The 22,972-nt window shown below is 40.8% G+C and carries 20 protein-coding genes; 16 read left to right on the forward strand and 4 right to left on the reverse strand.

What is annotated here, in order from left to right:
- Positions 1–134 precede the first annotated feature (134 nt).
- Positions 135–1,091, forward strand: coding sequence for a copper amine oxidase N-terminal domain-containing protein (locus B9T62_RS35780; RefSeq protein ID WP_157794143.1), 957 nt, complete (start codon positions 135–137; stop codon positions 1,089–1,091).
- Between the two features lie 57 nt (positions 1,092–1,148).
- The gene (locus tag B9T62_RS35785; RefSeq protein ID WP_169834488.1) at positions 1,149–3,494 is read left to right on the forward strand and encodes an RCC1 domain-containing protein; all 2,346 of its coding nucleotides are present in this window, start codon (positions 1,149–1,151) and stop codon (positions 3,492–3,494) included.
- Positions 3,495–3,587: 93 nt separating this feature from the next.
- On the opposite strand, the gene B9T62_RS35790 is transcribed toward B9T62_RS35785, so the two are convergent.
- On the reverse strand, positions 3,588–3,791 hold the full coding sequence (locus tag B9T62_RS35790) for a helix-turn-helix transcriptional regulator (RefSeq protein ID WP_087919608.1): 204 nt from the start codon (positions 3,789–3,791) through the stop codon (positions 3,588–3,590).
- A gap of 629 nt (positions 3,792–4,420) precedes the next feature.
- On the opposite strand from B9T62_RS35790, the gene B9T62_RS35795 reads away from it, so the two are divergent.
- Both B9T62_RS35795 and B9T62_RS35800 read left to right on the forward strand, forming a co-directional pair.
- Positions 4,421–4,846, forward strand: coding sequence for a hypothetical protein (locus tag B9T62_RS35795; protein WP_087919609.1), 426 nt, complete (start codon positions 4,421–4,423; stop codon positions 4,844–4,846).
- A gap of 250 nt (positions 4,847–5,096) precedes the next feature.
- On the forward strand, positions 5,097–5,690 hold the full coding sequence (locus B9T62_RS35800) for a recombinase family protein (RefSeq protein ID WP_087919610.1): 594 nt from the start codon (positions 5,097–5,099) through the stop codon (positions 5,688–5,690).
- 149 nt (positions 5,691–5,839) lie between these two features.
- On the opposite strand, the gene B9T62_RS41990 is transcribed toward B9T62_RS35800, so the two are convergent.
- Entirely contained in the window at positions 5,840–6,091 is a 252-nt protein-coding gene (locus B9T62_RS41990; RefSeq protein WP_087919611.1) for a recombinase family protein, read from the reverse strand.
- 498 nt (positions 6,092–6,589) lie between these two features.
- Here B9T62_RS41990 and B9T62_RS35815 point away from each other — a divergent pair, with 498 nt between their 5' ends.
- The 3 genes from B9T62_RS35815 to B9T62_RS35825 all read left to right on the forward strand — a co-directional run bounded on the left by B9T62_RS35815 (position 6,590) and on the right by B9T62_RS35825 (position 9,229).
- Positions 6,590–7,153, forward strand: coding sequence for a hypothetical protein (locus B9T62_RS35815; protein WP_087919613.1), 564 nt, complete (start codon positions 6,590–6,592; stop codon positions 7,151–7,153).
- 331 nt (positions 7,154–7,484) lie between these two features.
- Positions 7,485–8,522, forward strand: coding sequence for a pPIWI-associating nuclease domain-containing protein (locus B9T62_RS35820; protein WP_087919614.1), 1,038 nt, complete (start codon positions 7,485–7,487; stop codon positions 8,520–8,522).
- 17 nt (positions 8,523–8,539) lie between these two features.
- Positions 8,540–9,229 (forward strand): hypothetical protein, encoded by a 690-nt coding sequence (locus B9T62_RS35825; protein ID WP_087919615.1) that lies wholly within the window; start codon positions 8,540–8,542, stop codon positions 9,227–9,229.
- A gap of 448 nt (positions 9,230–9,677) precedes the next feature.
- On the opposite strand, the gene tnpC is transcribed toward B9T62_RS35825, so the two are convergent.
- Together tnpC and tnpB are read right to left on the reverse strand one after the other, a co-directional pair.
- Positions 9,678–11,255 carry an IS66 family transposase gene (tnpC, locus tag B9T62_RS35830; RefSeq protein ID WP_425436722.1) on the reverse strand — a complete coding sequence of 526 codons (1,578 nt, stop codon included), beginning with the start codon at positions 11,253–11,255 and terminating at the stop codon, positions 9,678–9,680.
- A gap of 62 nt (positions 11,256–11,317) precedes the next feature.
- Entirely contained in the window at positions 11,318–11,674 is a 357-nt protein-coding gene (gene tnpB / locus B9T62_RS35835) for an IS66 family insertion sequence element accessory protein TnpB (RefSeq protein WP_087919616.1), read from the reverse strand.
- A 388-nt stretch (positions 11,675–12,062) separates the two neighbouring features.
- Between tnpB and B9T62_RS35845 the strand changes: the two genes are divergently transcribed.
- The 9 genes from B9T62_RS35845 (at position 12,063) to B9T62_RS35890 (ending at position 22,893) form a co-directional block, all read left to right on the forward strand.
- A complete protein-coding gene (locus tag B9T62_RS35845) occupies positions 12,063–12,311 on the forward strand; it encodes a hypothetical protein (protein WP_087919617.1) in 249 nt (82 codons plus the stop codon).
- A 905-nt stretch (positions 12,312–13,216) separates the two neighbouring features.
- Entirely contained in the window at positions 13,217–14,320 is a 1,104-nt protein-coding gene (locus B9T62_RS35855; protein ID WP_087919619.1) for a hypothetical protein, read from the forward strand.
- Positions 14,321–14,378: 58 nt separating this feature from the next.
- Positions 14,379–14,813 (forward strand): hypothetical protein, encoded by a 435-nt coding sequence (locus tag B9T62_RS35860; RefSeq protein ID WP_087919620.1) that lies wholly within the window; start codon positions 14,379–14,381, stop codon positions 14,811–14,813.
- A gap of 550 nt (positions 14,814–15,363) precedes the next feature.
- The gene (locus B9T62_RS35865) at positions 15,364–16,422 is read left to right on the forward strand and encodes a toll/interleukin-1 receptor domain-containing protein (protein ID WP_087919621.1); all 1,059 of its coding nucleotides are present in this window, start codon (positions 15,364–15,366) and stop codon (positions 16,420–16,422) included.
- 353 nt (positions 16,423–16,775) lie between these two features.
- The gene (locus tag B9T62_RS35870; protein WP_087919622.1) at positions 16,776–17,381 is read left to right on the forward strand and encodes a hypothetical protein; all 606 of its coding nucleotides are present in this window, start codon (positions 16,776–16,778) and stop codon (positions 17,379–17,381) included.
- Entirely contained in the window at positions 17,368–18,726 is a 1,359-nt protein-coding gene (locus tag B9T62_RS35875) for an AbiJ-related protein (RefSeq protein WP_087919623.1), read from the forward strand. Before B9T62_RS35870 ends, B9T62_RS35875 begins: the two co-directional genes overlap by 14 nt.
- Before the next feature lie 153 nt (positions 18,727–18,879).
- Positions 18,880–19,431, forward strand: coding sequence for a hypothetical protein (locus B9T62_RS35880; protein ID WP_087919624.1), 552 nt, complete (start codon positions 18,880–18,882; stop codon positions 19,429–19,431).
- A gap of 131 nt (positions 19,432–19,562) precedes the next feature.
- Positions 19,563–19,970: a hypothetical protein gene (locus tag B9T62_RS35885; RefSeq protein ID WP_087919625.1), complete on the forward strand. Its 408-nt coding sequence runs from the start codon at positions 19,563–19,565 to the stop codon at positions 19,968–19,970.
- Between the two features lie 169 nt (positions 19,971–20,139).
- Positions 20,140–22,893: a type I restriction endonuclease subunit R gene (locus B9T62_RS35890; protein WP_087919626.1), complete on the forward strand. Its 2,754-nt coding sequence runs from the start codon at positions 20,140–20,142 to the stop codon at positions 22,891–22,893.
- The last annotated feature ends 79 nt before the right edge of the window (positions 22,894–22,972 follow it).

Raw genomic sequence — 22,972 nt, forward strand, 5'->3', positions numbered from 1 at the left:
GTTAAATGGGACCCGATATTTAAACCTTTCTGGAGTCAATTAGCAAGTAATCTAAACAGCCGTATGATTGTCTGGGAGACTGTACATTTCAAGCACTATAGAAACAACCTATTTTAGAAAGGATGATTGTGAAAATGTTGAAATTAAGACTAAATAAATCCCTTGTTCTAGTATTACTCTTTTCTTTATTATTGAATGCGATGGTAGCTACGGTCTTCACATTTGATGGAGTGGCTGAGGCTGCAGAGAGTAAAGTAGAAGCTACTATAATCATTAATGGAACTCAACAATCCTTTTCTCAGCCAGCGGTCGTCATCAAAGGTGTGACTATGGTACCTATGAGAGCCATCTTTGAGAAGTTAGGAGCCACGATTTTATTCAACCAGCAATCGAAAGAGGTCACTGCTACTAAAGGATCGACTACAATCAAGATTACTATTGATAGTAAAATAGCTTATGTTAATGGGAAAATACAAACCCTAACAACAAAGGCCCAGACCCTTAATAATGTGACAATAGTCCCCTTGCGTTTTGTCTCCGAGGCATTGGGAGCTAATGTTGGTTGGGATGCATCCACTCTGACTGTTAATATTAGCGATCAGAGTATATCCGATCCATCATCAGCAAAGTCTACCGAGTCTTCTTACACCGATAGAACTGGTCGTGTTGTAACTAAAGGTATTGATTTAAACATTGCATACAATAATAATGGTCTTGTAATACCTTCCTTTACTTTACAACTACGTTCTTTTGAAGGGAATGTAATAAACACAGTTGAAGTAAGTGGGAGGAATTTTAATAAGGATATGCAACAATATGAAGTGAAATTCCCAGTAAAAGAATATAGATTGGGTGATAAGTTTCAAATATATCTTTTAAAGGCTGAAACAAATATCCATAGCCTTGTAATTCTCAGGAATACTTTTATCGATGAGGATTACTTATCATCACAAACAGAACTGAAAGTTGGGAATTTTTTTCCTTTGACAATAGTTGCTGTTGACTATGAAATTGACGAAAAAGGTACGTTAGGTTTGGAACTCGATCCTTCTGAACATCTTCCTATAGATGGTTATCTTAAGATTAATTAGTATAAATTACTGGCTATAATTATAATTTATAGAATGTTACTGAGATGGGGGCTAATAGTGGGGAAATACTTTCAAAGAATAGATACGGAAGTACGTGGTAAGCTATTTGGCATATCGTTAATCTTAATAATAGTGCTTCTTCTAACATCTGCTTTTCCAATTATCTCTGAAGCGTCTGAAGTAGGTATAAAGTCACAAGAATTACAATCTACTTCCCAAGGCAAAACACATACCTTATTACTTAAGAAGGACGGCAGCCTGTGGGCGCATGGATCTAATCAGAATGGGAAACTCGGCGCCGGATCATGGGAAGAACTTGCGGAGACAGTAGGGGTTAAGGGAATGTCTCAAGTCAAGACCATGTCTGCGGGAGATGACTTCTCACTAGCGGTTAAGAATAATGGGTCTGTTTGGGCTTGGGGCGGTAATTATTATGGTCAAATTGGAGATGGCTCCGATACTTACCGAAATACACCTGTACAGATAATAGGGATTTCTGATGTCATTGAAGTATCTGCGGGGAGTTCATATAGTCTTGCGCTTAAGAGAGATGGAACTGTTTGGGAATGGGGTTGGAATTTCGCTGACTATTTCACTGAGGGAGATCGACATGATATTCGAGTTCCAAGGCAAGTTAAGGAGTTATCAGATATTATAGCTATCTCTGTAGGTAGAACTCATGCTGTCGTTCTGAAAAAAGACGGAACAGTCTGGGCTTGGGGACAAAATAACATGCAACAACTTGGAGATGGTACAAAGGGGGATCATTTCACCCCTGTTCAGGTACAAGGATTAGATCAAATCACTGCTATTGCTGGGGGGAGAGACCATTCTATTGCACTTCGCAGTGATGGCACTGTCTGGGTGTGGGGACATAATGGGTTGGGACAACAAGGTGATAATATTTATACATCTAGATTATTCCCCCAACAAGTTCCCGGATTAAGTGAAATTATATCAATTTCAGCAAAAGGCAATCATTCCTTAGCTTTAAGTAAGAGTAATGTACTTTGGGCTTGGGGATCGCCGCTCAGTAAAGATGGAAGCTACTGGGTTTGGTCATCTGAGAGTGTAGTTACCTCAGATGAGGGTGCTAACCCTGTGCAAGTAAAGGGCTTATCCAACCAGGAAATTAGCAACGTATGGGCAGGATTTAGCGGTTTTACTGTGAAGTTTAAAGACGGAAATGTTCAAGTGGTTGATGTAGTATATTCTCGAAATCAATTTCCAGGAATCTTTGCAGGTGGCAATAGTTCTATGGCTCTCGACAATGATGGTAAACTATGGTCGTGGGGATATTTGAATCAGGTCTCTCTCTTAGGAATTATGGGCTACACTATTGATCGACCGTTATTATCAACTACTATAAGTGATGCTGTTGACATGTCAGCAGGTAATAATTTCATTATTGCGCTCAAGAAGGATGGCACTGTATGGGGCTGGGGAGAAAATAAATACGGACAGCTCGGTAATCAAACTTTTGATTGGAATGAAATTCCTTTTGTGGCTGATTATAGAATGGAATTGAAAAATTCAGAAACTCAGAAAATTGAAAATACTTCTTGGAGTTTGAAGGTGATGCCTGCTCTGCAGATTAAAGGTCTGACACAAGCTAAAGCAGTAGAAGCCGGACAGGGGCATTCTATTGCACTGCTCAAGGATGGGACTGTCCGTACTTTGGGAAAGAATACCACGGGACAACTCGGGAACGGGACTGTTAAAAACAGTAATGTACCAGTAAGAGTACAGGGACTCAATGGGATCACTACTGTATCTGTGGGAAATAGCCACTCCCTGGCACTAAAAAATAATGGGAAAGTATGGTCTTGGGGATCAAACGAATTCGGCCAATTGGGTAATGGAACTAATAAAATAAGTATTATACCTACAGAAGTGAAGGGATTGACTAACGTAATTGCAGTACAAGCAGGTGCGAATCATTCTCTTGCCCTAAAAAAAGATGGAACGCTCTGGACTTGGGGCAACAACATTAACGGACAGCTTGGTAATGGAGCAAAAGTAAACCAGAATAAACCCGTCCAGGTCAAGAATCTAACAAAAGTTGTTTCAATTAGCGCTGGCACAGTGCACTCAATTGCAATCACTCAGGATGGTCAATTATGGGGTTGGGGGAATAATAATTATAGGCAAATTGGAGTTAGTCAGTATGGTGATATAACAACACCGGTTAAGTCTTCATTGTTATCAAACACCATGGCAGTGTCAGCAGGTGCATACCATACAATTATACTGAGAAAAGATGGTTCTGTTTGGTCGTTAGGTTTAAACGATGAAGGGCAATTGGGAATTGCTAGTTCTAACACTGAAACATCATTTCCTAGGGAGATAACATTCCCTATCAAAGATAGTTGGAACGCGAAATGTATCATCACAAATTTATAAGTCATTGAAGATGTGTTGTAGTTTCCAAACACCCCTATAAGCATGCAGATATTTTAAAAAACTGTACGCTTATAGGGGTGTTTTGTTTATATTTTAAACGGATGGTCTTCTATCTTTCCATTCATCAATATCTCTAGGGTCAACTTCAAGTATCTCGCAGATATGCAAAGCAATATTAACAGTTGGCGTTGTAATCCCATGTTCTATATTTTGATAGTGTTTCAAAGATACATTAATTAATCGACTTATTTTCTCCTGTGTAAGACTTTTAACATTTCTAGCTTCACTGAGTTTCAAAGGGAAAACAACTCCTTGATCTTTTCCCTAATCGTAGACAATACGTCAACTTTTGATAACGGAGTATAATTGGCGTATTATAATACCTAATCTATAGATAGTGTTATGTTTCGCATATTGAGATACTAAATCGTGATGATGAATAATGAACTCACATTGCAAAGTTAATAAATTCCTGGAGTTATGAGTGTCTGTGATGATGGGTTAATGGTTTAACGAACACAAAAATGTAATATGTAGCTTGGAAGCAGAGAGTGCAATTAATTTCTCCCCTAGAAAAAGCTATTGGTTGTATAGGTATCCGAACGGTTAAGCAGATTATTCTCCTTTACTCATGGATCAATGTTGATTGGGGGGATTTGTCATCATGTATGTAACCAAAAACTCACCAGAGACTGAGAAACAAGACATCAACTAAAAATGACAGTATAGTACTCTCCGCTGAGTCTATACTGTCTTTCTTTTTTTTAGTGAGCGATTTCTCGTAGTTCTTAACGAACACTAATTCTATTTACACAGTAGCTTCGGGATCAAATACATAGATGCACATCTTTGAATTCCCATGTTATGGGGTATCAAGTCAGGCATTATTTTATGTTTCAGTATAAATCCAGAAGGGGGTAGATTTGTTGAAAATTCTTATTGATTTACAAAGACACTACACACTGTATTCTGAGTTGATCTTTTCCGACCACATTGACATTCAAGTAAGGATATTACTAACGCAGAAATACAATGCCCTTAGAACTATTGAGTTTTTTATGTTTGAAGACTTTTTGCAAACTCTTCCTGACCATTCTCAGCAGTGTGTTAAGTATTACTGTTCAAGTGGCAGCTGCCTTATTACAATAGCGGCATTCCTTAATTTGGATGTAGAAGAGCTTAAAGCGATTCTTTCAGAGATTGAAATGGAAATGGAAACGTTCGTCGGTGCTGAAACAATCAAAAACATTGACCTGGCCAAGAATGAAAAGGGTGTATCTAAAGCATTGTCACACTTTAAGTCAAATGTACTAAAACATCAAATTAGTAAAATGCTTAGCAGACCCTATTGAACTGAGAGTACGTTATGCATCATCTTCTCTATTAGGTAGCGCTCCAGAGTGATGCTTCTCGCTTTAAAGGAACACTCTCCGTTATATCGGACTGCTGTATTGTATTTGGGGTCATTCGTGAGGGTCATAACTCTTGAGTTTTGGCCCGATCAATTCCGTCCAATTTTGGGACGGTAGAATGCGGGTTTATTGGGTGTCATAAATCGGTGTCAAAAGTAAATCTAAAAAATGATTGGTGGTGTTATGAAAGATGCCGAAATACGGGTATGCCCGAGTAAGTACTGTTGGACAGTCGAAACATGGTAATAGTTTGGAGCACCAAGTCAATCTGTTACTTTCCGAGGGGGTCGCTCAATTATATATCTTTGTCGATAGTTTTACAGGATCGAAAATGGATCGGCCTCAGTTCTCCAAGTTATTTCAGGTTTTGAAGGCTGGCGATACATTGATCGTGACCAAGTTGGATCGATTTGCCCGCTCAACTATGGAAGGTGAAAAGATCGTAAAAAGCTTAATCGAACGTGGCGTTCGGATTCACATTCTTAATATGGGGGTCTTGGATAACACACCGACTAGCATTTTAATACGAACGATCTTCTTCGCCTTTGCCGAGTTTGAGCGGAATATGATTATTGAGCGGACTGCAGAAGGTAAGGCAATTGCAAAACAGAAAACTGGTTTCCGAGAAGGTCGTCCACCGAAATTTACACCGCGACAATTGGATAATGCGATTAGCATGCTCCAGAACCATACCATGAATGACGTTGTCGCAATAACCACGATTAGTGAAAGCACAATTAAGCGAGAGCTTAAGAAACGGAGGCTTCAAAATGGACAAGTATAATCTATCGAAGATGGGCATTCACGCAAGGTACAAGCTAGCATTGACCTTTATTTCAAAAAGCTTGCCCTAAGTACGTATAAAGGTAAGCGTCAAATAGCCCACACCTTGACACCAAGATGAGGGCTCTGATTTTAGGATGAGGTTAGGATTCAATACACGACAGATCGTTGGCAAAGCGGATGACCAGTGGACTTGATGATCTCGCTTACTGTCAGTCTATTAGACTCTCTCTCAGCGTATAGTTTCAATGCACGTTTAATGATACTTGCATCCTGTGCAGGACGCTCCATATGAGTCCCCTTTGCCTTGGCCCGTTTTCTACCCTCTGTGGTACGTTCTACAATCAAGTCTCTCTCAAACTGTGTGAATGAGCCTAACATGTTAAACATTAATTTCCGCATTGGACTAGCCTTCTATACAGCTTCAAAATATAGATTGTCCTTCAAGAACTTCACATTGACACCTCTAGCAAGCATGTCCCCTCACATTAGCATTGTCCGACCTAATCAGAAGCTCTTATACAGGCAAAAAGAGGGCTTATAGGATGTGATTATCATTAATCCATTGGAGGCATTTCATGTTAGAGGATATGATCGAGGAATTGAATGATACTGAGTTACAATTCTGCTACATAGACATCGTGAATTGGAAACGAACAGGGATGCCACAATTAGATGGACAGTTGCTGAATCTTTGGAGAAGTTACAAGTTGAAATCAAGTCAGAAGGATTTTACTATTCACCCCGATCTTGATTGAGATTGCTACAAGGAAGTATAGTGAAGATGGATTGCACGTTTGAGGTCAAAAGTTGCTAAAATTACCCTGTACAAAATATCCTATAATTTCATAAAAATGATATAATGTAATTCTAAGAAAAGCATATGGGGGGTGAGGGTAAATGTTTGGAATTGGGAGGAAGAAGGTTTATCTAGGTCAATCAGCAAGATTACTCACCCATACGCTCCACGACTTTCCTGATACGGATTATTCACAAGTTGAGGAAGTAAGAAATAATTTTAATGAAGATGAAATAAAGACTATCAATTTAGAATTAAATCTACTCAAGTACATAGCCCTACAATTTGAATTTATGATTGTTTCGTTAGAAAAAGGGAGTAATTTGGATTCACATGATTTAAGTCAATCAACTGCTTATGCAATGAGACTAGCTTTTGAAGATTTTGGTTACCAAGGTGAAGCACTAGACAATTATGCGAATAAGTTCATTGAGGATTTTGCGCATATAACTGAAAATTTAAGTCAATTAGATTCTATAAGTCGCGACATAATTCAAACTACCATCGCACAAACCTTTACTAAGAATTTTCTAGAGAATACTATAGGTATCAAAAGCAATGGTGAAAAAAGAACAGTTATTATGTTTCATTCAACATCAATTATTGTAGGGGTTAGCAGCTTGATGAAAGACTTCCTGAAACAGTATAAAATCATTGAGTTTTAAGCAATACTCACGGAAGCATTGTCCGACACGTGAGAACGTCTGTAGATGCTATACAGGCGTTCTTTTTATGTTTATGTTACATCATGAGAACATTTACACTGGTCGTATCGTCATTGAATTGTGCTGAGTTTCTACGTGTAAGTGTACAGGCGAACTATTTCTTTTCAGTATCAACTCAGACTGTTAACCACCCCGTACATACGATACATTTGTCTCGGCTTTGATATTGTGAAAATACAAGTACATCCTCTACAATCGTATATAATAAGGCTATGTTAACATTTGAGAGAACTATGATATACATAACTGTTAAAAAGGGTGACTCACGAATATGAAAGATAATCCAAGTGAATTTATCGAAAAGTACCTAGAAGGCACGTTGGAGATTGAGGCGTTTAAAGCATCGCTCGATGTGCTGGAGTCGAAATCCAACCCGCTTCGTTTCTCTTTTTTTTCGTTGGGAATTAGGGAACTCGTAAACCACATCGTTGATCGTTTAGCTCCAAATGAAAAGGTTGTACAATGCAGCTGGTGGGACAACAAAAACGGGACAAGAACAACTTCAAGGCGGACGGAAAGAATGCAGTACGCAATTCGCGGGGGACTGTCTGACGAGTTTGTTTCTGACGATCTTGAAGTTGATCTTGAGTTAATTACGAATAGGACACAACAAGCGGTAGACGAACTCAGTAATTACGTTCATTACACCGAAAGTACGTTTAATGTAGATCATACCACTGGGAACAAGCTAGTTGCAGACACATTGTCAGCAGTACACAGATTTTTCGAGACGATTGAAGAACTCAAGGGAACAGTATCTGAAGCACTGGAAGAATCTTTGAGCAAAGCAATTTCATCGGCAACAATTGAAGATGTATTGGTCGATATAGACATCTTGTCCACGCATTATTTTGTCGAAGGTAGCGATGTTCACGAAATTATTGTTCGGTCAATCGACCATGAACATATCGATGTTCAAGTAATTGGTTCGGTTGATATTGAACACCAGTATGGCTCTGATGGTGACTACGCGCGCGGTGATGGCGTTAAATTTGAAGATTCCTATCCATTTGTCATCAATCTTCAGCTTGATGTCGAAGAGCCTTTGGAAGTCAATATTGAGACAGATGACATCATTGTTGATACGGACCGATTCTATGACAAGTCAGAGGAAGAAGAGGATGATCGGGTAGACCACGATATGGAAGAAGAAGAGGATGATCGGGTAGACCGCGATATGGAACAAGAAGAGGATGATTGGGCAGATCGCGACATGGAGGAAGATGACAGAGAAGACCCAGATCCAGATCCAGATCCAGATCCAGATCCAGATCCAGATCCAGATCCAGATCCAGATCAATACTTTTAAGCAGAGGAGGCAACTTCATGAAGATCAGACGCTTCTTCGGACTTAGAATTGAAACGAGATGCGATAGGTGTCATGAAAGAATAGACCTTCCCTCTGACATCTATACATTATGTAAGGATTGCTTTTCCATTGACCCCAAAAAGATTAGGGAACATGAAACAAACTTAGATTATCAGCGTATGGTCGAGGGGCAAACATGCGTTATTTGTAAACAGACAGGAACCAATACTCAAATTAATCATACTTGTAGGAAATGTGTTTCACAGCACTACGATAGAACGCACAGCGGCTGGTATATAAATAGCGACTATGACGAAGGAACTAAATTATATTGGAGTTGTATTTGTGGTGATGTCCTTGTGATTACAATCGGGAATCCGCATCAATATGAATATTATAGGGTGGGAAATAGAAGACCAACCACAGTACCCTATTCGTGTAGTAGGGAGATCAAAAAACATGAACATTGCGAACATAATTGGCTTGTCCTAGCAGATAACGAAACACCTTACAATGAGGGGGTTAGGAGATACAAGCAGTTCAAACAAAATCCTGCGTTACATATATTATTTGAGGACGAAGAATATTATGAGTATATGGCATTTGGGTCAACAAAATTTTGGTGTAGTAGTTGTGGATTATATCATAATTTGGCACCCAGTAAGGTTAAACTCCTTCCAACAATAGGATACATTAAACATGACTAAATTTTTAGTTACATACAATGGGTAGTCCTTAGATACTTTCTTTCATTAACAACAGGCAAACTGGAAACGCCGCTCAAAAAGAGCGGTTTTTTCTTTTGGTCGAATATCAACATAAACGTGTTGCTCTGAATGTCCATAAAGGTACACCATTTTGGATTCAATAATCAGCGTCCGTAATGGTCAAATATCTAATATAATGAACGTCCGCAAACTAAGCTATGTTTGTTTTTACCTTTATGGACGCTATTGCTATAATAAGGATATAGCAGTTGTCCAAGAGGAGCGATAAACGCCATGAGCGAACAAGCAAATAGTAAGGTCTACGCATATATTCGGGTTTCAAGTAAGTCTCAGAAACTAGATCGCCAGATGGATGAGATGCTAAAGCAAGGTAAGCGTCAAATAGCCCACACCCTATAATAAGATGTAGGCTGGAACTCGAATGAAGTTAAGAAGTCAGGACGCGGCAGTGCGGAGGGAGATGGGTCGACCAAGGGAGGAGCAGTTCCAAGGCCTGAGGATCGTTCACCTTCTCCAATTGTGGCAGCTGCTCGAATAGAAACGTTAGGTAGCTGAAGGGATGCAGCCCATTCTCTTTGGCTGTTTCCATCACACTGTAAATAACCGCGCTCGCCTGCGCACCGCGTGGTGTATTCGCGAACAGCCAATTTTTCCGTCCGATCACAAAGGGCTTTATGGAGCGTTCCGCCCGGTTGTTATCCAGCTCGATCCGGCCATCCTCCAAGAACCGTGTCAGCTTGTCCCATTGATTCAGGCAGTACCCTATCGCTTCGCCCAGTTTGCTTTTGGGTAACGTTTTGCCTTTCTGCTGACGCAGCCAACCCGAAAAGGCCTCCAGAATGGGACGGCTTCGCTCCATGCGGACCTGTTGGCGTTCGTCTGCGGGAAGCTCTTTCGTTTCCCGTTCCACCGCATACAACCGGTTGCAGAAGGTCAGGCCTTCCTGCGCAGCTGTGCCGACCTTCGGCTGGGACGGGGGAAGCGCCTTTAGCGCTTCGTCAAATCCCCGCCGCGCATGTGCCCAGCACCCGGCCAGTTTGACATCCTTCACCTTATGGTACCCGGCATATCCGTCAACCTGCAAGATCCCATCGAACCCGGTCAGGAAATTTCGCGGGTGTTCTCCACCGCGCGAAGGCTGGTATTCATAAAGTACAATCGGAGGTCCGCTGCTTCCGGTGCGGTACAACCAGACGTAAGATTTCGACTCGGCGGACTTGCCCGGTTCGCGCAGTACCTGCAGCGTCGTTTCGTCGGCGTGCAGGATATCCTGCTCCAGCAAATGAAGCTTCAGGATACCGAACACGGGCGACAGCCACTTCTCCGCAGCATACATCATCCAGTTGGCCATCGTCTGCCGGGACAAGATGAAGCCCATTCGGATAAAATCCTGTTCTTGCCGGTAGAGCGGCAGGTCATTCACGTACTTCTGGTACAGGATGTGGGCCAGCAGCGACGGCGAAGCCAGGCTACCGGGATATACCGGCCGGGGCATCGGGGCCGTCGTGCGTTCGCCTTCACGCTCGCAGGTACGGCAGCCATACACCAGCCGTACCTGCCGCAGGACTTTAACCTGAGCCGGGACCATGACAATTTCCTGACGCGTTTCGGTGCTCATCTCATGTAGCGCTCCGCCGCAACATTCGCAGATCCGCTCGCCTTCAGGCAACTCGTAGGTCACGATTTCCACCGGCAGCTTGGACAGATCCGCTTCGCGTTTGCCACTGGCTTTACGACGTTCATAGGCAATCTGCTCCGTTTCCACCTCAGGCTCCGGCGAAGCCAGCACTTCCGCTTCATTGAATAGGTTCAGTTCCATCTGCTCCGCAGACGTCTTCTCGCTGGAGTCGCCAAAACGCCGTTGCTGGGCCAGGCGGAATTGTTCTTCATACCACTGTAGCTTGGCAGAAAGCTCGGCATTCTGCTGCTCCAGCTTGCGGATATGTTGGTCCTTCGATTGATTTTGTTGCTGGAGATTCTCCAGGGTAGGGTCGTTCACGGGTATCTTCATGAATGATACATTCTCCCTACTCCACCCCAAATCCTGCTAAACTGCCGGGCAGGTATTCAAATCACCTGCCGGGCATTCACTTGGAGATGAGCCTGTCTTTGCTGCAGGGAAAGACCATCCAGCAGCCAGCGTAGCTCCCGCTGGGAAATGACATGCGCAGAGGCGCTTTCGGCTTTCGGCCAAGCGAAGGTTCCCTGCTCCAGGCGGCGGTAGTAGAGCCAAAAGCTGGCGTGATCCCACTGCAGGATTTTGAGCTTATTGCGCTGTCGGTTACAGAAGACAAACTGGGCCGTGGAGAACGGATTCAGTTGAAATTGCTCCTGCACGACAGCGGCCAGGCCGTCGATGGATTTGCGCAAATCGGTGACCCTGCAGGCGAGATAGACCTGAGGGGCAGGATGGAGGCTTAGCATGGGGACTCCAGGGCTCGAACCAAATCGCGTAGCAGATCGGGATCGAAGCCGGAGCTAATTTCAATTCGGGCGGAACCGATATGTACCTGCAGGGAGGAACTTGGCGGGGAACCCGGAAGCGTGGCCAAGGAAATAAACTGCGGAGACGGTAGCCTAGAGGTCGTGCTGGAGGTCTTCGGGGTTCTTTTATAGAGCCAATATTTCAGTTGATCGGGGGTATACTCTTGCAAGGCGCACCAGGTTTCAGGCTTAGTCCGCTTTGACGGTAATCTGCCATGCGGGCTTGCCAGAGCTGCCGCCGTTCTTCTCGATTCATTCGTCTTCGCCTCCGTCTTTTAGATAGCTTTATTTTGACAGAGGCCTTGAGCGATTTGAAGGTGGGAAGTATTTGACGATTACGTATAAAGAAACTGCACCATTGATTCTGCCATCATTAACTGGAGTTAACGACCCGTTTCCTGATTCTTTATCGCAGCCAGAAGGATATGAGCTATTTCTTACTGTAAATCAACCGGAGTTCTGGTTCGAAGGTGGAGTAATGGGTTATTACGACCAACTGGAAAGTAAAGGGGTAAGATTCGCTGTAGACGGATTTGGTCAATGCCATTTATCGATACCTGGTTTGATGGGTGTTTAAGTTCCAAATTCTGTTGCTACGTGGGAATTCGGTTCTTACCTGAGGAATGTTGACCTTGTCCATCGAGTATAGAAGCCGATCAAGGTGGGGTATGGATAGGTATTCATGCCCTTCTCGATACTTGGGGGCTGTGCGCACATTCTCAAATTTGAGTACACTTGAAATGAATTTCAGCACCCTGTCGCTGAGATTAGATATATAAATAAGACGACAAATGTAAAGAATGAAACAAATTGAACAGAGAAAGAGCGTTGACTAGGTCACCCCGATCCGACAGCCTGAGCTTCTCCTCCCCCTCCATCCCTCCAAGAGTTAATATTCCTTAATCTAAATGAATTCTGATAACTCAAATAAGGGGACTGTTAAGCCCTTATTAACTATCAACATGTCTATATCTTCGGGTAATTTTTTAGAGAAAAAGGGTCTGTCAGTCCCTTGATTTCTCCCTGTGACCCAAGTATAATTTGGGTATGATCAATACGTAAAATGCCTAAACACTAGAAAGGAGAAAGTATGCTTCTCAGGTCAATAATCGATTCAAATGTTCCAGACGAGAGTTCTGTCAAGGTGCAGTTATTGTATCGTGACTACATGGAGTTGAAGGATATAGCAGACGATAATAACCTCACTTTGAAAAAATTAGTGAACAAGTCAATTGGTATGGCTTTGGAAGATATTGAGGAAAAGGGGTTTTATTCGAGAAGTCGAAGTGTCCGAGTAGTTACCTCTGAAATGAAAAAATGTAGCTTAAAGATTAAGAATAAGCATTACGAGAAACTAGTTAAGATTTGCGAGTACCATGACATAAGATTAAAGGATATTGTAAGAGATATTATTATTTATTACCCATTCGAGTTTTTTAGAGGCGGATACAATAATTAACTTGGAAGGGGATGCGTTCAATTATGAAGAAGGAGAATGATGTTATACAGTTTAAGAGTGAGGCTAAGATAGAGGAAGTTAAGGTTTATGAAAACTTTAACTACGAGATTGAAACAACTTGCATAACAGAGGTAAGTGACAAATCGAAAATATTTTATGTGGATGTCGAGCAGATTGATAAGAAAAGATATAAAGCCAGGGAAGCCTTCAAGTTTAAACTGTCTCAAGATAGTAACCTTGAAAATTCAAAATTAATTGATTGTCTGAATGTTCAAGTCAATAGGGCAGAGTTATATTTTGAAGACATAGGGCTTATTGATGCGCTATTACTTACGAAAGTAAATAAGATGAGCTATTGTGACATCAACATATTACCTGAATACGTTGAAATTACGTTCAAAGATTACAAAGGTTACAACGATTTCAGAAAACACATTCACATCATCGAATATTTCTACAAGTTTCTTTTGTGTAAGGACGTCTATCTAACTAAGGTGAAGTTCTATAATAAGGGAGACCACAAATATTCGGTACATTTTAGTAAGGAGAATAACTTCACAAGTATTAATGGTGGTTTAAACATTCAAGATAAAGTAGCTTTGATGAAGCTTGACGGTCTGAGCGTAGAGACGTTCTTTAAGAAATGGTTTTATTTCTTCTCAACTAAGGACAGCCAGCATCTGTTAAGCGGATTGCGGTATGTGTACATGTCTTACGGATATAGAAATATCGGCAAGAATATACAAGAGGTCGTATCCATGATAGAAGGGGTATTCAGTACAGTTGGTGAAAACTCCAGTGAAACGATATTGCGGACTAAATTAAAATCTATAATGGACAAGCTGACTGATTCGGAGAAAAAACGTCAAGTTTCGGAGTTGGACATCTACTTATTACTTGATGATGACGACATAGATACTTTATTAGCGATTAGAAATAAGGAGGCACATAGTACTAAAAAGAAAAAGAGAGCCAAAGCTGCGAAGGGAATTTATAAGCTTTGTCTAGGTGTTATGAAGGTATTTGAGTTGTACTTGATGCTAACAGTTAGGAATCATGACAGGAGCAAGGTGAAAAAGTCCGAAAATGTAAGCAATTTAACTAGGTTTGTTCGTTGCCAATCGTAATTATGCATGATATGGACAGACAATCTTTGATTACATCTTACATTAAGGAGACTGAATAATGGGTAAAAGAAAACGTAAGCAACCCGAGGAATTATACGCAGTTGAAAAGGACGGCGAACTTGATCTTGTCGTTACCGATGCTGATGATGCTGAGACTATAAGTGGCTTGAAGCAGGAGTTAGCAAGGTTAAGATATTTGGCAGAGCACGAGGATGAGTATGGGGAAGAACAGCTTATTGAGATGTGGCAAACCGAAGGTGATGAGTACACAGTATCACAACTAACTCCTGTGAAGCGAAAGAAAGAAGATTCTGAGGAAGAGTCCGCCGCGGGTGATTCGGACGATGAAGAACTCGATTGGATTGATAAGGATTACGTAGATGAGCAGGGCAATGAGTATACTGGTTCTGAATTAGCTGATTGTCTAGTCAAGAATGCAGAAAAGCTCATTGACAAGCTCAATGAAGAAGTTAATGAATATGGTGGTTTTTGAATCATTAACTCTTTTGCTAGAATGTCACCCAATTGAGATACTGGTCGATGCAAAGCCGCTTGTTACCTTTCGGGTATTCAGCGGCTTTTTGTTAGATAGGACTTCGGAATTTTCAAAATTCCTGATTATAGTATTACTATAATAGATGGAGGTTATCGTATTTAGTACCTCACTAAGGGGGCGAGCTACCGCAGAAATCGGCAGTTATTTTTAGTGAAGCCGATACTATTAAAAGTCTCTCAAATTTGAAGGACCTTATTTTATGATTATTACCCTGAGATATTTAAAAGGTAAGATATCTCTCCAAACTCTATTCATAAACGCCTAGTTTCTTTCCATCTAATCCAGCCAATGCTTGACGGCTTTATCATTTATCGAGCGTTTGAATAGGTAGGAGACATATTAATTCAATAGCGATCAATTGTATGGAGGTTCTTCCAAAAATCGGTTATACTTGGGTATAAAGACTCAGGTTCGACAACAGGAAAAAATTCAGTCAGCAGGGTGATGAAGTCGAATTAATAATTGATAAGGAGATAGATAGATAAGTATGCCGAAGATATTCATTAGTCATGCTGTGAAGGATGCTGAACTGGTCATCAGACCCTTCATTGATATGCTCGTCATGGGTCTTGGGGTTGACCGAGAAGAAATTTATTTCACTTCGGGTGGAGATATTCCAACCGGAGCTAATTTCCCTGAGCATATAAAGACAAACATTAACTCAGCTGAACTGGTCATTATGATATTGACCGAAAACTATATGGACAGTGATTTTTGCCTGAATGAAATGGGAGCAGCATGGGCGAATAATCAAAATATTTACCCGATTGTAATTCCTCCAACGTCGTACAAGATATTAGATCGCTCCGCATTGCGTGGAGTCACAAACGTCCTGATGGCGACCGAGGATGATCTTCCAAAGCTAAGAGATGAATTGGAAGGTAAAAATTTGAATGGTAGGATTCGCTCAGGAGAATATCGCACTAGGGGTAAACAGTTCCTTGAATCGATAGAGAAGTACAATGAGCAGCGTCAAAAAGAGGGTCCATTTTCCGTTCCAGTAAAGGTATTCAGTAAGCTTCAGAACCAGTTGAAGGAACTTGAAGTAGAACTGGAAGAAAAAATCGACGAGTGCGATGCAAAGGATGATTTGATCGAAGAGTTGAAGAAACTGAAAGATCAAACTGCGGTCAAGCATGTTATCCGGTCGCACAACACTGATGAATCGGAAGAGCTGCAGGAACTTATCGATGATACCAAATCATCCCTAGACCAATTAGATTCAATAATGGTGAGCCTGATTTTCCACTACAGGTATTTCTCACATAATTACACACCAGCGCCAATGGACGGATGGAGTGCGATACATAAGCTAGCGGCAAGAAAATTTATTGATCAGGATGGAAATAAGATTACGATAAATTATGGGCATCCATTGGTAAGAAAAGCAGACAAAGTATTGAATATATTGAGTGATGCACTTGAAGGTATGTCACCAGAGGTATCCGAACAGTTTGAGGAGGAGTTCGGTTTAGCACCAGACCTTTCCAATATCGACTTCTGGCAAAAGGTGCTGAGGATCAGGGGTATGGAATTATCTTATTAAATGATTTAATACTGAGAAGCCGCCACATTAGATGGCGGCTCTTTATGTTTAGTCCTTGGCTCCAAGAAGCAATCTAGAAGAGGCTTCTTTTCACTCAATAAAAGTAAAGGGTTTATCAGGTGATTTGTCGAAATATTACAGCGAATGAGACAAAAGAACCGCTGTCATGGAATTAAGCTTAGAGGAAGATCTCGAGAACGGTCAAGATGAATAGATAATTATGAGATTGTGTATTAGGAGTGTTACTTAATAATGTTGTTTAAACCCGAAAATGTAGAAAGTTTACTGAGTAGTTTAACCAAACGTGGTTTCCAAACGAATTAGCTATTCTTTACAGCAATTCCCGAACGGAAATGAACATCAGAGACAAGTTCAATCTGCTTTCTGCAAATACCCTAAAAGACGATGACGATTACTTTATCCAACGTGAATGGAAAAATCGAGATTTAGCAGTTATTAAACACAAGAATGATATAACTTCACCAGCAGCATTATTCGAATTTAAGGCAAGGTACACTCACTATATAGCTCGTAATAGTCGTGACCCAACGGGAGTAAACAATCTATTCCGTGGTGATGGTGGTAAGAAGGATGGTGTGTTACAGGATATTGAAAAGGTAAAGAAATACACTGATTACAAGGTTCCATGTTACCACATTTTGATTGGTGTACATCCACTCGAGAGTATTCCTTCTAAATATCATAAATTTGGTTTGGATTGTACTGAAATAGATCCGATTAATTCCTCATTTAAGAAATTCGGTAATGAGGCTAGGATTAAGGAGTTGTGCTACTCAAACGTGAAGAGATTTTGCAGGGAACAAGGGCATGATTTCTTTGCGTTGGAGTACAATATTGGTAAGGCACTTGACATTGAATGGGAAATGCTCTTATGGGTATCTATAGGTAGCCTTGATTCGTATTTATTTAAAATGGGGGTATTCAATGGCGAGTATTAACGAACTTATTGATGCGATAGTTCAGGTGCTGCTAGAGGAAAAAGCTTACGACATACCGACAGTTTGCACTAAATATGGCTTGGAAAGCGGAGATGAGTCTGAGGCGCATAGTAGCAGAAGGGTTTACATTCAAAAAAGACTTAAAGGCAAGGATCAGTTGTTTCTCTTGGACTTAGCCAAGCGGATAATCAACGACTATGGCTCAAAAGCAAACATATTGTCAAAGTTAGTCCTTCGACTTAATCCGACTGGACTTTATACAATCAGCGAGATAACAAGGCGAATTATAATGGATGAACTCCATACCAGAAATAATATCCCAGGAAAATATGAGTTGGTAGACTTCCTGAATAGGGTATGGGATTTGGATAGCATGCCTTCAACTGATTCCCGCTTTAAGACCGCATCAGGTGATATATGGCAGCATATGATCAACAACTCTGACTGGGATGAAGTCTATCTGTACGAGAAGTACTTAGAACTAATGATTGCACCCGATGAAATGTTTATAAAATTCTTAGAACAGGTCGTCCATCCATTGGTGCGACAACAGGACGAGCAGAACGAGTATATTGAATTCATCAATAAGCATTTAGTAAATGACGGATATAAGTTCAATTTGGCGGACAATATTTCAGGTTTTCCTGTCTACCGTATCGATAAAGTGGTTGATGGGGTAAAAGGCAGTGTAAAAAATCTGATATTCGCCGCGGTGGGACAGAAGCCCGAAATTGTAATTAGCGACTCGATTAATAATGACATTAGGATTGTAAAGCATGAAGAAAACTGTTTAGTCTACGACCGTAGTATTCCGAATACTGGTCTTTATTGGGCTGACCTCGTAACGTGGTGGGCTGATATGAATGGGGTATCAGAGCCAAACATAGAGACGGAAAAACAATTTTATATGCGTTTATATCAAACGTTAGCATCTCCACCAGAGAAGCTACTATTTAAAAGTTACTTTAGATGTTTCAAAGAATTGTTCGACAAAAACTTTCCTGCGTTAATACCTCAAGTCTATTTACACTATGATCCATATACAATAAAGCAGCGTGCGGGAAAACCTTATTTATCAAGACAGCGTATGGACTTCCTTTTACTGTTTTCAAACAAGCAGCGTATCGTCCTTGAAGTAGATGGAAAGCAACACTATTCTGATGAAGATATATCTAGTCCCAAAAAATATGCTGAAATGGTGCAAGCAGACAGGGAGTTAAAACTCAACGGTTATGAGATCTATCGATTCGGTGGATATGAATTGATGGACGAGGAAGCCGGGGCAAAGATCGTTAAAGAGTTCTTCGAAGGATTGTTCAAAAAGCATGGGGTTAAGTCTTCATAATATTTGATACAGAATGATTATTCAGATGCCGATAAATCTTGAAGTTAGTTTATCGGCATCGAGTATGTAATGGTAAACGATTCGTAAATTCTGATTATTCGAGTGTAATTATGCAACAGCTTTGGATGGGTTTCTAGATAGAGAGGTGTTGAAATGTGCTATTTATCACAGTACGATCTGGAATCATACATATTTGAGACAGTACATAATCGTTTTTCAGAGAAGGGGTTCCTGAACGGATATGACTTTTTTTGTATTGTAATCTGGAAAGCCAATCGAGCCAAAACCAAGATTGCTCAGCGACTACTGAAAGATGATAAGTTCGACAATCTTGAGGATGCAGTATATGCACTCACAACCGGAATAAGCAATGCAACCAAACCTAAAGAGAGATTGCGCTACATAATGAAAGTGTGGGGCTTCCAACTCCCTATGGCTACAGCAATCTTAACAGCCCTCTACCCAGAAGAATTCACAGTGTATGATGTTAGGGTATGTGACGAGTTAGGTGATTGCTATAAACTAAAGAACTTAATCAGTTTTGAGAGTATTTGGAGTGGATATCAAACCTACATACAAATGGTAGAGTCAGCAACACCAGAGGGTCTTTCGCTTAGGGACAAGGACCGTTTCCTATGGGGCCGATCATTTTCAAAGCAGTTGGAAAACGACATCGGTCAGGGTTTTAGTAAGGGCACAAGCTGAGAAATAATTCAACTGTAATCACGCTTGATCGAGGTGTGGCTGCAACCGGTTGATAGCCGTTCATTTGCTAAGTACAGGCTACGCATCCATGTGTTACTATGGTGGTAATCATAGTAGTGGGGGTAATGTGGATGTCTAATAAGACTTTTGTGATTAACGAGTTAAGTAAGAGATACAACTGCACTTTGTCTACCATACAAGGTAAGCAGATCATGTATCAAGCTATCAGCGGCGGGAAGAGTATAGTCATATGTACTCCATATTCAAAGCTACATGTTAGTTCTAAAGGTTGGTTTGACTTGACCACAAAGCAAATCGAGTTGCTAGATGACTCGCACATTGCTGTGCTTGCTGTTCGCTTAGGGGTTAATAAGATCTACTATATTGATTTCAAAGAACTTCGGAAGATGATGAATCCTGAGATCATGCTCAGGAATCCCAATGAGGGTGAGCACTGGAAGTTATTCGTTTGGGAAGATCACATTAAAGTTCAAGGTAATGAACAGAAGTTTATGGTGCAGCCTGTGGCGGTTCATTAATTTTAGTAATCCAATTCATTTTCAGCGTCTTAGTCGCTATAGTCCTCTCAGAATTTGGGTGGGTTTTTTTGTGCTACTATGTTCCCTGATTTCTTGGGAAGGAGATGGGACTAGGGATGTAGAATATTGTAAGTTACTGGCGAGTGTATTGTATGAGGGGGTATTATGATTGTCTTATCAGTCTGAGGCGCAACTTGAGAAGAATTTGATTGACCAACTTGTTAATCAAAATTATGAACGAGTTACAATAAATGATTATGATACAATGGTAGCTAATTTTAGACAGCAGCTAAACAAGTTCAATGAGAAGAAACTGAATGGTCAACCGCTAACGGATTCAGAATTCAGCCGTTTTTTTACACAGATTGATGGTAAAAGTATCTTCGATTCTGCCAAAATCCTTAGGGACAAGCAAGTCTTTCAGCGTGATGATGGAACAGAGGTTTATTTGGAGCTGATGAACACCCGCGAGTGGTGCAAAAACAACTTCCAAGTAACTAACCAGACAATCGTTGAGGGCAAGTATAAGAATCGTTACGATGTAACTCTGTTTATCAACGGTTTACCAGTTATTCAAGTTGAGCTGAAACGCCGAGGCTTAGACTTCAAAGAAGCATTCAATCAGATACAACGGTATCGGAAACACTCATTTCGTGGTTTGTATCGCTACTTGCAAGTATTTATCGTGAGTAATGGGGTTGACACTAAGTATTTTGCAAACTCGGATGGCGACATCCTGTTTTCCCATACCTTCTTTTGGTCTGATTCGGAGAATAGTCGGATTACGACCCTTAATGATTTTGCGGCAACATTCTTAGAGAAGTGTCATATGGCAAAGATGATTGCCAGATATATCGTTTTGAACGAAACAGAGAAGCAACTGATGGTCATGCGACCATACCAAGTTTATGCAGTGGAGGCTTTAGTAAAGCGAGCCTTAGAGACTAAGAACAATGGATACATTTGGCACACCACCGGAAGCGGTAAGACACTAACTTCCTTCAAAGCGAGCCAGATCTTAGCGAATGAGCCGCATATTAAGAAAGTGTTCTTCTTAGTCGACCGTAAGGACTTGGATAGTCAGACGCTAACTGAGTTCAATAAATTTGAGAATGACTCGGTCGATATGACTGATGACACTAGTAAACTTGTGCAACAGATCGCTGATCAAGGCAAAACGTTAATTGTAACCACTATTCAAAAGATGGCAAATGCGATTAAGAATTCGCGTTACGAGCAGATCATGAAACCGTATCAACAAGAACGGGTCATCTTTATAATTGACGAATGTCATCGTAGCCAGTTCGGTAAGATGAAACGGTTAATTGATGATCATTTCAAGGAGGCTCAATACTTTGGCTTCACTGGGACACCGTTGTTTGAAGTGAACAAGAGCCAGGATGGTCGAGCAACGGCAGATATTTTTGAAAAGTGTCTACACACCTACTTGATTAAAGACGCCATACATGATGAGAACGTACTTGGATTCTCAGTCGAGTATAATAAGACTGTTGACGTAAAGGTGAATGAGGCAGATAAGACTAAGGTAAAAGGCATTTTAACCGATGAGGTCTGGATGCATGATGAACGTATTAAGCTGATTATTGAGAATGTTCTTACGCATCATGAACGTAAGTCTCGTAGCAAAGGCTATACTGGGATCTTTACTGTAGATGGCATTCCAATGCTAGTTAAATATTACGACATGTTCAAATCTATGTCCCATAACTTTAAGATTGCGGGTATCTTCACTTATGGTCAGAATGAAGATAGTGAAGGTCGTGACGAACATTCTCGGGATAGTCTAGAACGAATAATGGTTGATTATAACCAGATGTTTGGCACGAATTTCAATACCGATAAATATTCAAATTATTTCGCTGATGTCTCAAAGCGTGTTAAGACTGCTCAAATTGATATTCTCCTTGTAGTGAACATCTTTTTGACAGGGTTCGATAGTAAGCCACTTAACATACTGTACATGGATCGCTTCTTGAAGTACCATAACCTGATTCAAGCCTTCTCCAGAACGAATCGTACAGGGAAAGCTACCAAGCCATATGGTAACATAGTTTGTTACCGCAACTTGAAAGAGGACACCGATGAAGCGATAAAGCTATTCTCTAAGACAGATAACGTAGATGATGTTCTGATGAAATCCTATGATGAGTATTTAGATATGTTTAAGGCAGCCCTCGTTAAGGTGCGAGCTATGGCTTTAACACCGGCAGCTGTAGATAATCTAGAGCGTGAAGAGGATAAGCAGAAGTTTGTAGTAGCCTTCCGAGACCTCACCAAGTATCTAAATAAGCTTGAAACGTTCACTGAGCATGAGTTTACTGAGGAACGGTTAGGTATCCAGGAGCAAACGTATCAGGACTACAAGAGTAAGTATCTCCGTATCTATGATGAAGTTAAGCGTGGTGGAGGTGGGGGTAAGACTTCGATTTTGGCTGACGTAGACTTCTCCATCGAATTGATGCACACGGATAGGATTAACGTTAGCTACATTATGAACCTGATTAAGAATATCGACTTTAACAATGAAGATGAACGTAATAAGTTGGTGAAGCATATTCAAGATGAGATTGATCGCGCAGATAACGAAGAATTGCGTCTCAAGGCTCGACTTCTAAAAGAATTCTTGGATAAGGTCGTTCCAACATTAAGTAGCGCCGATTCCGTAGATGATTCCTATAATACATTTGAACAAGAAGAGCGTGGTAAGGAGATCCAAACCTTCGCTGGAGAGGTTGGGTTATCTGTTGAAGACATTCAAAGCTTTGTTGAGGAATACGAATACAGTGGCTTCGTTAATCAACAAGTAATCAGTGATGTCATCAAACTCCCATTTCTTCAGAAGAGATCGCTAATTCAACGAATAATTGAGTTCATTACAGATCACACAAAACGTTTCTCGTAAGCTATTTATAAAAATAGCAGGAAAGTCATTGACTTCTCTGCTATTTTTTACTAGTATTGAACCATATTATATTGCTATT

Origin of the sequence: Paenibacillus donghaensis (genome assembly GCF_002192415.1) — a bacterium.
Lineage (GTDB): Bacteria > Bacillota > Bacilli > Paenibacillales > Paenibacillaceae > Paenibacillus_AQ > Paenibacillus_AQ donghaensis.